The organism is Mucilaginibacter sp. P1_D10 (assembly GCF_056406215.1).
The window spans coordinates 135,464-147,963 of the sequence record NZ_JBFUAP010000008.1; the positions used below are offsets into that span (position 1 = coordinate 135,464).

At 47.0% G+C, this 12,500-nt stretch carries 12 protein-coding genes; 6 read left to right on the forward strand and 6 right to left on the reverse strand.

Annotated features, from left to right (window positions below; all coding sequences use genetic code 11):
- Nucleotides 1-20 precede the first annotated feature (20 nt).
- The gene (locus AC1DYT_RS14685; RefSeq protein WP_477470329.1) at nt 21-770 is read left to right on the forward strand and encodes an SDR family oxidoreductase; all 750 of its coding nucleotides are present in this window, start codon (nt 21-23) and stop codon (nt 768-770) included.
- Nucleotides 771-883: 113 nt separating this feature from the next.
- Here the strand turns inward: AC1DYT_RS14685 and AC1DYT_RS14690 are convergent, their stop codons facing one another.
- The 4 genes from AC1DYT_RS14690 to AC1DYT_RS14705 all read right to left on the reverse strand — a co-directional run bounded on the left by AC1DYT_RS14690 (nt 884) and on the right by AC1DYT_RS14705 (nt 6,722).
- Nucleotides 884-3,031, reverse strand: a complete 2,148-nt coding sequence (locus AC1DYT_RS14690; RefSeq protein ID WP_477470330.1) for a S9 family peptidase — start codon at nt 3,029-3,031, stop codon at nt 884-886.
- 383 nt (nt 3,032-3,414) lie between these two features.
- Nucleotides 3,415-4,719 (reverse strand): aminotransferase class V-fold PLP-dependent enzyme, encoded by a 1,305-nt coding sequence (locus AC1DYT_RS14695; protein WP_477470331.1) that lies wholly within the window; start codon nt 4,717-4,719, stop codon nt 3,415-3,417.
- Nucleotides 4,720-5,052: 333 nt separating this feature from the next.
- Complete coding sequence (locus AC1DYT_RS14700) at nt 5,053-6,183, reverse strand: Fic family protein (protein WP_477470332.1); 1,131 nt, start codon at nt 6,181-6,183, stop codon at nt 5,053-5,055.
- A gap of 71 nt (nt 6,184-6,254) precedes the next feature.
- Nucleotides 6,255-6,722 carry a pyrophosphohydrolase domain-containing protein gene (locus AC1DYT_RS14705; RefSeq protein ID WP_477457478.1) on the reverse strand — a complete coding sequence of 156 codons (468 nt, stop codon included), beginning with the start codon at nt 6,720-6,722 and terminating at the stop codon, nt 6,255-6,257.
- Between the two features lie 107 nt (nt 6,723-6,829).
- On the opposite strand from AC1DYT_RS14705, the gene AC1DYT_RS14710 reads away from it, so the two are divergent.
- Complete coding sequence (locus AC1DYT_RS14710) at nt 6,830-7,474, forward strand: hypothetical protein (RefSeq protein ID WP_477470333.1); 645 nt, start codon at nt 6,830-6,832, stop codon at nt 7,472-7,474.
- A 3-nt stretch (nt 7,475-7,477) separates the two neighbouring features.
- Here AC1DYT_RS14710 and AC1DYT_RS14715 read toward each other — a convergent pair whose 3' ends face one another.
- Nucleotides 7,478-8,029, reverse strand: a complete 552-nt coding sequence (locus AC1DYT_RS14715; protein WP_477470334.1) for a sugar O-acetyltransferase — start codon at nt 8,027-8,029, stop codon at nt 7,478-7,480.
- 160 nt (nt 8,030-8,189) lie between these two features.
- Nucleotides 8,190-9,104: a DUF6607 family protein gene (locus AC1DYT_RS14720; RefSeq protein WP_477470335.1), complete on the reverse strand. Its 915-nt coding sequence runs from the start codon at nt 9,102-9,104 to the stop codon at nt 8,190-8,192.
- 125 nt (nt 9,105-9,229) lie between these two features.
- On the opposite strand from AC1DYT_RS14720, the gene AC1DYT_RS14725 reads away from it, so the two are divergent.
- From AC1DYT_RS14725 to AC1DYT_RS14740, 4 genes are read left to right on the forward strand one after another with little or no spacing between them, the layout of a single operon-like run.
- Nucleotides 9,230-9,619 carry an HYC_CC_PP family protein gene (locus tag AC1DYT_RS14725; protein ID WP_477470336.1) on the forward strand — a complete coding sequence of 130 codons (390 nt, stop codon included), beginning with the start codon at nt 9,230-9,232 and terminating at the stop codon, nt 9,617-9,619.
- 57 nt (nt 9,620-9,676) lie between these two features.
- Nucleotides 9,677-10,174: a heavy-metal-associated domain-containing protein gene (locus tag AC1DYT_RS14730; protein ID WP_477470337.1), complete on the forward strand. Its 498-nt coding sequence runs from the start codon at nt 9,677-9,679 to the stop codon at nt 10,172-10,174.
- Nucleotides 10,175-10,198: 24 nt separating this feature from the next.
- Nucleotides 10,199-10,996: a hypothetical protein gene (locus AC1DYT_RS14735; RefSeq protein WP_477470338.1), complete on the forward strand. Its 798-nt coding sequence runs from the start codon at nt 10,199-10,201 to the stop codon at nt 10,994-10,996.
- Nucleotides 10,997-11,041: 45 nt separating this feature from the next.
- Nucleotides 11,042-12,460 carry a porin family protein gene (locus AC1DYT_RS14740; RefSeq protein ID WP_477470339.1) on the forward strand — a complete coding sequence of 473 codons (1,419 nt, stop codon included), beginning with the start codon at nt 11,042-11,044 and terminating at the stop codon, nt 12,458-12,460.
- The last annotated feature ends 40 nt before the right edge of the window (nt 12,461-12,500 follow it).

Below are 12,500 nucleotides of genomic sequence, written 5' to 3' on the forward strand. Positions count from 1 at the left end.
ACCATAAACAAAATAACATCATGAAACTGATCAATAAAACAGTACTGGTAACCGGCGGAGGCTCGGGTATCGGCTTAGAAATCGCCAAGCAATTAAGCGAAAAGGGGAATAAAGTAATCATCACCGGCCGCAGCGACGCAAGGCTTAAAGAAGCCGCCGAAAAACTGAATGGCGTAGACACTTTCGCCTTCGATATCACCAATGCCGAAGATACTGCCAGGCTGGTTGCCTACCTTGCTGCCAATCACCCTACCCTGGATGTGGTCGTAAACAACGCAGGGCAAGCCTTTTACTATAACCTGGCTACAGAGGCCGACAGCTACGAAAAAGCCAGTGCCGAAATACTGACCAACTACACCGCCATATTGCGTCTTACCGATAAACTGCTGCCTACCTTATCGGCACAGCCAGAGGCGGCCATTGTAAACGTCAGCTCCATTTTGGGCCTTGCGCCGCATTACGTTATCCCAACCTATTCGGCCAGCAAGGCGGCTTTGCATGCCTATACCCAATCGTTAAGGTATGCGTTGCAGAAGGCCGGGAGCACCGTAAAAGTATTCGAGTTGATGCCTCCGCTGGTAAACACCGATTTCTCCAAAGAAATAGGTGGCGAAAACGGCATACCGGCATCGCAAGTGGCGGCCGAACTGCTTGAAGGCCTGGAGAACGATATTTTTGAGATACACGTTGGCGGCACCGCCGATTTTTACAAGGGCTTCTTCTCTAATTCTGCAGCAGCGTTTGAAACATTAAACACTCGCGGCGAATAATCTTGCGGCATGGGAGGACGTGGGCGGAAGTAGTACTGGCTTAGCACCAGATAATTAATGCAAAAGGGCGGACAGCTAAACGCCGTCCGCCCTTTCATGAATAGCGTAGTCGTCTACTTATTCGCCAACTCCGCAGGCACCGGCTTCATCAATAAATATTGATAGATAAACCTGTTCGTCTCCATAGTTTGATGGGCAGCCTTCTGCGGATCGCGGAAGCCGTGGCGCTGGCCCGGGTACAGCATAAACTCGAAATGCTTGCCCTCATCCTGCAGTTTGCTTATTAGCTGTATGCTGTTTTGGGCGTGCACGTTATCGTCCATAGTGCCATGCACGATGCGTAAAACGCCTTTTAGTTTATCGGTATAGGTTAAAACCGAGCTGTGTTTGTAGCCTTCGGGATTGTTTTTGGGCGTGCCCATGTAACGCTCGGTGTAATGGCTGTCGTAAAGGCTCCAATCCATTACGCCGAAGTTGGCAATGCCGTGGGTAAAGTAATCTGCACCGTAGGTTAATGCATAAGCGGTAATATAACCGCCGTAGCTGCCGCCTGTGATGCACATTTTGGTTGGATCCACATAGCTAAGGGTGCGCAGGTATTTCACCATCTCTATATAGTCGGCCATTTCCCATTTGCCCAGGTCTTTATACATATAATTCTGGCCAACTTTGCCAAAATGGCCCGATGCGCGGTGGTCCATAGCCACCTGTATCATACCCTCTTTGGCCCACCATTGCGCCATGCCGCTAAAACGCCAGGTATCCATGACGGTTCCGGCGTTCGGACCACCGTAGATGCTGATCATCACCGGGTACTTTTTATTAGGGTCGTAATTAAGGGGCAGCATAATAGTCATCGGCAAATCGAAGCCATCGGCCGTTTTCACGCGGATAAGCCTGGTGGTGGCCAGTTCGTAATCGCCATATTCGGGGCCTTTACTATCGCCGATTTCTTTGATCAATTTGCCTTTAGCATCGAACACGGCCGTTTTTGCCGGGGTTGCCACGTTAGAGTAGGTATCGGTAAAATAACTCCCCTGCGGCGACATGGAAACCGAGTGGTTAAACTCCCCTGCCGTTAGGCGGGTGAAACCCTTGCCGTTGAAGCCGGTTTTATACAGATCTACCCGCGCGCTGTTCTCCTTACGGGCTGTAAAATAAACCTGCTTGTTTTTTTCATCAATGTACTGGATGCCGGTAACCGTGTAGTCGCCGGTGGTTATTTGCGATTTTAGTTTACCATCCATACCGTACCAGTAAATATGCATCCAGCCGCTCTTATCGCTCATCACAATGAAGCCCTGGTTGTTCTTCAAAAAGTTGACATCCTTAAACCAGCTGATCCAGGTTTTCTGCTTCTCGTCGTAAATTTCTTTTTTGGCGCCGGTTGCCGGGGTAACGGCGTATAATTTCAGGTCGTTCTGGTCGCGGTTCATCCACTGCATCCAAAGTTCGGTACCATCGGGCGACCAGATAGGCGTGCCCAGGTACGTATCGTCGTTCTCGTTGAAATCGGCCCAAGTTATTTTATTATTCGGCACATTATAAAAGGCCAGTTTTACTTTAGGGTTCGGGTCGCCCGGCTCTGGGTAGCGGGTCAGTTCTGTAAAGCCATGCTGCCCTTCTGAATTGTATAGCGGGAACATGGGTACCTGCGTATCGTCGAAGTGCATCCAGGCCAAAGTCTTGCTATCGGGCGACCACCAGAACGCTTTGTAGCGTGATGAGCGGCCCAATATCTCCTCGTAATACACCCATGATGCATAACCGTTGTAGATAACATCGGTACCATCGTTCGTAATCCTTTCCGATTTGCCGCTGGCGACATCCAGGATGTACAGGTTACCCGCAAAGGTATAAGCTACCTTGCTGTTATCGGGCGATAGGGTGGGGTTTTGCTCTTCGTCGCTGGTTTTAGTGAGGCGGCTTTCGGTGCCGTCTACCTGTTTCAGGTAAATATCTTTATCGTGTACGCTCACTGTCATGTTGGTGACCGGCGGGGTATAAGGCGTTTCGGTACCGGTAAGAACATCGACGGATACGCTGCCACCACCATTGCCACCACGACCACGGCCTGCGCCTTTTATGTAATGGCTATCGTCGGCCCAGCCGGTGATGTTTGGCAGCGCTGTGATAGTTTTATTGGGCTCGTTCTTGAGCATTTGCCCGGTAGTAAGCTGCTTTTTTTGCGCTTGCGCGGATAATGCCGATACGGCCAGCGCAACCAACAGCGCCCGGCGGAGGTGGAGAGATACAGTCATAAGATCAGTAAAAAGTTTAACCGCTAATTTTGTAAAATTCAAGCAGATTGTGGGCCTTGTAAGCGGAATTTTACAAGCGGGGTGGGGGGTATGGCTTAAATGCAAAAAACACCGAGAGAATTGCTCCTTGTGCTTTTTGTTTTCTATTATAGTGATGGGTTTGAAACCATCGCTATATATTAAAAGGGAAATTATATCATGCCGTCATGCCGAATTTATTTCGGTACCCCATCATAAAAGCAGCCAAATGCTAAGTCGCCATGCAAGCTGCCTACTCCATAGGAGTCCTGTAGACAGGATGACGTTTGTATTGTGTTTCAAATACTCGAGGGTTCAAACCCATCGCTACATGGCCATCCTATTTTAGCATCGGGCAACGCAACTTATCCTTTCGCTTTCGCGGCAATCTCCGTCAACGCCTTTACGAATTTATCCAAATCGGCAATGGTGGTGTACACGTGCGGGGTTACGCGCACGCAGCTGAGATTTTGCCAAACAATGCCTACCACATGTATTTTATAGGTGTTCCATAGAGCGCTGTCGAGTTCGGCGGGTGTCATGCCATCTATGCTTACGCCGCAGATGGCGCAGGAATATTGCGCCTTTAAGGAGGTATGGATTTTGACTTTTGGGATGAGCTGAGCCTTTTCGGCCCAGTAGTTCTTGAGGTAACGGATGCGGTCTTCCTTACGCTTGGGGCCAATGGCCTGGTGGAAGTTGATGGCTTCGCCGATGGCCTGCTCAATGGCGAAGCTACGCGTACCCAGCTGCTCGAATTTGCGTATATCCGCGCTCTGCGGTTTATCGGCGCATGTGAGGGGCCAGGTTTTCTCGATATGGTCTTTACGTATCCACATCATGCCGCTGCCGATGGGTGCCGAAAGGAACTTGTGCAGGCTTGTGCCGAAGTAATCGCAATGTAAATCGGGTATCTTAAAATCGATAAGGCCGAAAGAATGCGCTCCATCTACCACCACTTCTATCCCTTTGGCATGCGCCATATCGCATATTTTGCGTACCGGCATCAGCTGGCCCACCCAGTTTACCATATGGGTTACATGTATCAGTTTGGTTTTCGGGGTGATGGCATCGGCATAGGCTTTTACGATTTGCTCGTCGTTTTCGATAGGGAAATTAAAGCTGAGCCGATTGTAAACGATGCCCTCGCGCAGGGCACGCTGCTCGTAAGCATGCATCATATTGGGGTAATCGAATATCGAACCGATTATCTCGTCGCCACGGTTGAGGGTGATGCCGTAGATGATGGTATTGAGCGCCTCGGTAGCGTTGCGATTGATGGCAATTTCATCAGGCAGGCAACCGGCAAGCGCGGCCAGTTTCTCGCGCAGTGGCTCGCGGCCCGCATCCAATATGCGCCACATGAAGTATGATGGGCCCTCGTTGCAAAGCGCGTTGTACCTATCCAGTGCGCGTTGCACCACTGTGGGGGCAGGTGATACACCGCCATTATTCAGGTTGATGATGCTGGGGTTTACCGTGTAGGCTTGTTGTATGGTTGCCCAGTAATCCTCATCCGCAGCCACCTGTTCAGGCGTTAAATGTGACACCCTTGCCGATGCTCTTTCGAAACTTTCGGCATGGGCGTGGTTGAACATACTGGCGGCACCGAAGGCACCGGCCAGTGCTGTGGCTTGCTTGAGGAAAATGCGGCGATTGTTGTGGCTCATGATGAGGTGAATTTAAGCAATTGGGGGAGGAATTGCAAGGAGGGAACATGTAGTTTCAATTCACCATAAGTCCTTTGGCAATCACCATCCTCTTGTATAGAAATCCACCTTTTCTATACATATCATCTACAACATGTATAGGAAATCCACCTTTTCTATACATATTATCTACAACATGTATAGGAAATCCACCTTTTCTATACATATTATCTACAACATGTATAGGAAATCCCCTTTTTCTATACATATCATCTACAACATGTATAGGAAATCCCCTTTTTCTATACATATCATCTACAACATGTATAGGAAATCCAACTTTTCCATAGGGGTTTAAATAGAATTAAAACCTGGATTTATTGTTTGTATAGGGGGGGCTTGTTGCCTTATTTCCGGGTCATTTTTAAATAACTTAAATAAAGGAACATTTATATAAAAATTACTTCTTCCTATTTTTTCCTTAGTTAAGAACCCTTTTGCAACTAACGAATTAACATATTTAGTTGCTGTTAGCCGTGATACTATAAGTTCACTCATGACAAAGTCAATTTTGGTATAAGGATGCCTGAATATGTTATTTAACAAATCCTGGCTGTACATTTTGGGAAGTTCTTTCCGGATTCGTATTTTATAATCTTGCATCAAGGCGCGCATTTCGCCTATTAAAACGATAGTTTCCTTTGCGGTTTGCTCTACACCATTTAACATATAAATTATCCACTCTTCCCAATCGCCATCATCTCTAACCTTTTGCAGTAGTCTATAATAATCGCCTTTATTACTGATTATATACCTACTTAAATATAGTATTGGTAAATCAAGCAAATCTTGAATAACCAGATACAAAATATTTAAAATACGTCCGGTTCGCCCGTTACCGTCATAAAACGGGTGGATGCTTTCGAATTGGTGATGAATTACAGCCATTTTGATAAGCGGATCTAAATCACTTACAATAGCATCGTTCATAAACTTTACCATATTGTCTATCAATTCGACAATGACATCGTAAGATTGCGGCGGTTTATAGACACTTTCACCGGTAGATTGATTAACCAATTCTGTCCCGGGTAATTTCCGGAAACCGGCATCGTTTTGTTCTAGGATTTCTTGAATTTCTACAATGTAACTGGTTGTTAGAATTTTTTTTCTTCTGACCAAATCAAAGCCGTGTTTTAATGCTTCTGCATAATTATTCACCTCCTTTGCTGAAGCGGTTGTTATAAGTTCCTCAAAAAGTTGTGCTTTATAAAGTTCATCATGGGTAGTGATTATATTCTCAATGGCCGAACTATCTTTGGCTTCTTGCAAGGCCAAAGTATTAATCAAAATACTTTCATTGGGTATAGTCGCAGCAATGCCCTTTAATTCGGCTAATCTTCTGTGGGCAGAAGGAAGCTTTTTTAAAATTGCTTTTGTTTCTAAATCTTGCTTAGGCGGCAGTAAAGGGATGTCGTAGTGCATTTAAAGGTCATTCTTACTGAAAGTTATAAATATAGCAGTAATTAAATACGCAGAGCATTACAATCTAATTCCTACAACAACACCCCACCCAGATCAGCAGGCGAGTAATTGATGGATTTCAGCGTTTTGTTATCCTGCGCGCGGTACACTAAAAACAGGCCGTCCTCTTCTTTGTGGTAGGCTTCGCTACCGTCTTTGGCTTTGTAGTGGGCGATGGTCTGCTCGGCTTCTTCTACGGTTTTGCAGGCCTTGCTCATGTTAGAGCGGTGCACTTCATCAAACAGCGATTTGAATTTCTCGCCCAGGCCAAACTCCAGTATGGCACCAGCCAACACGTATTGTATATCGGCAAGGGCATCGGCTATTTCTACCAGGTTGTTATCGGCAATGGCTTCCTGTAGTTCTTTTACTTCCTCGGCCAGCAGCGAAACGCGCAAAGCGCAGCGTTCTTTTGAGGGTATAGCAGGGCTGCTTACTACGGGATGCTTAAATGTTTTATGGAATTCTGCAACCTGGTTGAGGGCGTTGGGTTCTTGCATGGCGGGATGTTTTTATTTTTCGGCGGCAAGATATTAATTATTTTTATGGGGATAAAAAATCGCAATCACAATGCTTCATAATTTTAATTCCGCTATCTTGTATCGATATGAAAACCTCTCTCCTTATCTTCTTTTGTTTACTATGTTCGCTCGGTAGAAGCAATTGTTACGGGCAAAACGGAAAAAAATCAGCCCCTAAAATTTATCCTGAAACACAACTAGGACTCAATCATTTCAAGCGATTGACAACGCCTCAAGGCAAAATCATCGATTATGCGTTTGTTAAGAATTCAAGGGTATATTTTTTGCAATGGGGTACTAAAACCTATCTCCGTACGCACCCAGACACGTTGACACTTGATGACGCACCCGTACGAAACCCTCTTTACATCGCTGAAGGCAAAGATTATATCTTGATGCGTTACGGTTGCGGTTCGCCTTGTTGGGTTGGGTTATTCTTGCCTATGGATAAAAACAAAGAACCAAGAGAAATTCATGAATATCAGGCTTATGATTTAGTCCATAATCTTGTGGCCTATTTTAATTACGATTCACCGTCTGCGGAGATAGTTGTGGAAAACTTAAAAACAGGAAAGAAACAAAGAATAGCGGTCAAAAGTCCCTGTACCAGCGCTTTTCCCGGATACTGCGGCAGCATGTACATTAAACATAAGGTTTTGTACTACGATTGGTCGCCCACAGCGGGCGATAAGCCTGATAACGTTAGCCGAAAAATTAAAATACTGATATAACCCCTAAATCGTCCTAATCACCCTGCACGGGTTCCCCGCCGCAAATACCCCTGCCGGTATATCTTTGGTGACTACACTGCCCGCACCGATGGTGGTATTGCTGCCGATGGTTACGCCGGGGCATATGATTGCGCCGCCACCCAGCCAAACATTATTGCCTATGGTAATGGGTGCCGCAAGCTCCGGGCCTTTGATGCGCTCTTCGGCCGCGAGCGGGTGGTACGCGGTATATATCTGTACGTAGGGGCCGCACATAACATTGTCGCCTATGGTTACCAGGGCACAATCCAGTATAACACAGTTGAAATTCATGAAGAAGTTTTCGCCGGCGATGATGTGCGCGCCGTAATCGCAAAAGAAGGGGGGCTGTATATCGATGGTACTGCATTTGCCCAAAAGCTGTTTGAGCACTGCGTTTTTCTTCTCCAGCGGCTCGGCCATCATTTGGTTGTACTGGCTAAGCAGCACGCGGGCGTTATCGCGCATATCGGCAAGTTCTTTATCGCCGGCAACGTATAATTCGCCATTTAGCATTTTCTGAAGTTCGGTTTTCATTTTGGTAATTGAGTCATTAGGTCATTGAGTCATTCGCAAGGTAGGGAATTTGGCAGAAAAGGGCGTGTGTTTTTGCTCGCGAATCGGTGCGAATCTACCTAAACAAAAAAGCGGCACACCCTTAATCCGGATGTGCCGCCTTCCTTTTAATCGATAAGTGTTACGATGCCAGGTAAAGCGTAATGGCTTTCAACGCTTCTTCTTTGTTTCTTGCGGCGGTCCATTTTTCTTTTACAGATTGATCGCCCAACTCGAATAACCTTTCGAACAGCAGCTTGCCATCTTTTTTGCCGCTCAGTTTAATGGTGGTGTTTTTGGCGAAAACATCGTCCCACACGGCGCGCACATCAGTCCAGTAGCTTTGTTGGCTGGCCCACCAGGTTTTGGCGAAGGCAAATTTGCCTTCATCAACACGGGTAAACTCTTCGTAACCTTTTTCCTCTGCGAGCAGTTTATCGCCATCAGCGCCGCGGATTACTTTTTTATTGTCCTGCTCGTACATCCAGCCTTGCGGGGTAATGTATATGCGGTTGCCGCGGTGCAGCACATTATAGTCGTTGCGTTTGGTAAACTCGCGGCGGGGCAGGGGCGAGTCGGTTTCGCTTTGCCACTGGTGGCGGCCATCTACATGTACCCAGGTGCCAATGCTTTCGTAACGCGGACTATCATCTACCTGCAAAACCTTTTGTACCCAGCGGCCTTTGGTATCGGCAGATGCGAGGCTTGTTTTTTTCCAGGTGTTGTCTTTATCGTAGGCCAGAATGGTAGGCTGCTCGTAAACCCAATCTTCGCGCCAGTGTTTGATAACGGTGCTGTCGCCAACAACCAATAAATGCTGTATCACTATTTTCTTAGGCGAATCTTCTACTATAACGGCCCACTCATATCCCCAGGAATGGTAACGCGGATGGAACTTGTAGGCGGTATCGGGCGCGAAGGTTTCGGCGTAATTGAACGTAACTTTATAAAAGCCGACCAGGGATTTGATGGCTTGCCTGTCTTGCTCAAGTTTCGATTGCGAAAAAGCGCTTATTGCAACGGTGCAGATTAGGAGGATTAGGATGAGTTTTTTCATTTCTTATTTAGATTTAATCTAATTACAAAGAAAGAAGAATATTTAATCATTCGCAAAAAAAACCGGGAAAATAAAATCGCTGATTGGGTGTTTGTAATCAATAAGTTAAACCGTATTTTTGAGCCATGGTAAAAAGGCAAGGGGCATTGTTATTGGCGTTGCTGTACGTAGTTACAGTGGCCGGCTTTGCTTTGAACCTGCATTACTGTGGCAATTATGTTGCCGATGTACAGATAAACGCCCCGGCAAAAACCTGCGGCCAGCCGATGGCCAAAGGCAAAATGAATTGCTGCAAGGATAGCAAGCTGGACGTGAAGGTGAAAGACGACCACCAGAAAGAATCCACTTCATTTTTCTCAAGGTTGTTTGTTTTCGATTTGCCGAAGTTTGCCTGGGCAGATTTCCTTTTTTTCGCGCAGCCCGCAGCATCAGAAAGCGTTTCTGACCGTGGGCCCCCGGGCCTCTCTGGCGGCGGGATCGCTGTTTTCATCAAGAATTGCGTTTTCAGAATTTGATAGATTGATTAATCACCGCATTAATTAATCATCCATAAAAATTCAATTCGTAAAATCATGAAAACCCTTAAAATATATATCCTACTATTGGTGGCAACCGTTTCTGTTGCCAAAGCACAATTCACCAAAGCCGAACTGCAGGTTAGCGGCCTTACCTGCTCGCTGTGCGCAAATTCTACCGAGAAAGCGATAAAAGCACTACCTTTCGTAAGTGAAATAAAACCCGACCTTATCCGCAATATATTCAATATAACCTTTAAGCCAGGCGTGCCGGTAGATTTTGAGCAGATTGCAAAAAAAATAAAAGGAGCAGGCTTTTTTGTAAATTATTTTAAAGCCACCTACAACTTTGCCAACACCCCCGTTGCCGAAAGCGCCTTTACGTACGGCGGCGATACCTACAGGATAGTGAACGCCGACAAACCCCTAACCGGCGAAGTGCTGCTAACCGTTGTGGATAAAGGCTTCGCGCCGAACTCGGTATCTAAAAAGTACCTGGGCAAAACGGTGGATACCCCTGCAGCATCGGGCAAAACTTATCACGTTACTATTTAAGCAGCTTCTTAAAATCCTTATTTTATGAAAGCTATTTTATTGGCCTGCTGCCTTATAGCAGCTGCGTGCACCGCTTTTGGGCAGGAGCTATATGTCAACACCGAACCGGCCAGCAATATGGCCGCGCATTCTCTCGGTATCCGCTTAGAGAACCAGGGCTTTACCTCGCCACAATTTAAAAACCGCACAACGCTGGAGATGATGTATGGCGCAACCGGCAAGCTGATGGTACACGCCTCGGCCTACATGTCAGATTTTTACCGGCAGAGCCAGCATCTGGAGGGTGGCAGTGTTTACGCTAAGTATCGTTTCTTATCGGTAGATACGGTGCAATCGCACTTCCGCGGGGCGGTGTTTGGCAAGGCGGCCATCAGCAATAATCCTTTTAACACGCAGGAGATTGCTTTAGAGGGCGATAATAGCGGTCTGCAGGCTGGGCTTATCTTCACCAAGCTTATCCATAAGCTGGCCTTATCCGGCTCGGCAAGTTACTTACGGGCCTTTGATAATAGCGGTAGCGCACCATCAATAGGCGGAGCCAAGAATGCCCTGGCGTACACGCTATCTGCCGGCTATTTATTGCTTCCTAAAAATTACCACAGTTACAAGCAGGTTAATGTAAACGTTTATGCCGAACTGCTTGGCAAAAGTAACCCCGGCTATGCGCAAAACTACCTGGATGTGGCGCCAGCCCTGCAGTTTATCTTCAACAGCGTTTGCCGGTTGGATTTTTCGTATCGGGCACCGCTGTTCAACAATATGGACCGCTTCAGCAAAAACATGTATTTGGTACGGTTCGAGTACAACTTCTTTAATTTATAAACAGGTGGCGCGGCAATCCGCGCCGCCTTAAATGAAAAACCCCTCATGAAAAAATATATTTTAATGGTAGCCTTATCGGCCACCACGGCAGCAGTACAGGCGCAGGATATGAGCCATATGCAGCACGTGAAAAAAGACACCACGGCAAAAAAGCCCATGCAGCACGACCATGCCGCCATGATGCGCGGCATGCAAAATGATACTACCCATAAAATGGGCATGATGAGCAGCCAGTTCTCGCTGGATTTGCCCATGAATCGCGATGGCTCCGGTACATCGTGGCTGCCCGACGAAACGCCTATGTATATGTACATGATACACGGCAAAAAATGGATGCACATGATACACGGCAGCATTTTTTTGCGCTATAACAAACAGGATTTGTTTAATAAAGGGAGCCGCGGGGGAAGCCAGGTCGATGCACCCAACTGGCTAATGTATATGGCCCAGCGCAAGGTGGGCAAAAACGGCCTGTTCGCCATCAATACCATGTTTTCATTCGATCCCTTTACCGTTGGCTCGGGCGGGTACCCGCTGCTTTACCAAACCGGCGAATCGTACAAAGGCAATAAACTGGTAGACCGCCAGCACCCGCACGATTTATTTGCCGAGCTAAGTATTGCCTACACCCAACGCATCGCCAAAAACACAGACATATCCCTATCGGTTGGTTACCCGGGCGAGCCCGCCTTAGGGCCGCCGGTTTTTATGCACCGTCTATCAGCTATGAACAATCCCGACGCGCCGCTTAGCCACCACTATGCCGATGCCACGCATATCGATTTTGGTACAGCAACACTGGGTTTCAGGTATAAAAACGTAAAGTTGGAAGGTTCGGCATTTACCGGCCGCGAGCCTGATGAGCACCGCTACGGCTTCGATAAGGCGCGGTTCGATTCTTATTCGGTACGCCTATCCGTAAATCCATCAAAAGAATGGGCCTTGCAGGTATCCAACGGATGGCTGCACAGCCCGGAGGAAGCCGAGCCTTTGGATAATGTGAACCGTTTCACAGCATCGGCCATCCATACCAAAATGCTGGGTGATGATAGTTTTGTGGCCACTACATTGGTTTTCGGGCAAAACCATCACAACAGCAGCGGCGCTAACGAGCCGGCTGTACTGGTAGAAAACAGTTATCAGTTCCGCAAAAACGCTATTTACGGCCGGTATGAGTATGTGCAGAAAGATGCCGGCGAATTAGACTTGGAAGCGCTTTACCCCACCGACCCGCGTTTCAACATCAACGCCTTTACGCTGGGCTATAACCGCATAGTGGCCAACTTTAAACAAACCAATCTAACAGCAGGATTACAGGCAACGGCAAATTTTTCGCCGGCTGCATTGAAGCCTTTGTATGGCAGCACGCCAATTGGATTCCAGGTGTATTTGCGTGTTACACCAGCGCTGATGAAAATGGGCGGCAAGCACAAGATGGATAAAATGATGGATATGAATATGTAGGCTATAATTAAAGCCTGGTTAAGAAAATAGCGATGGGTTT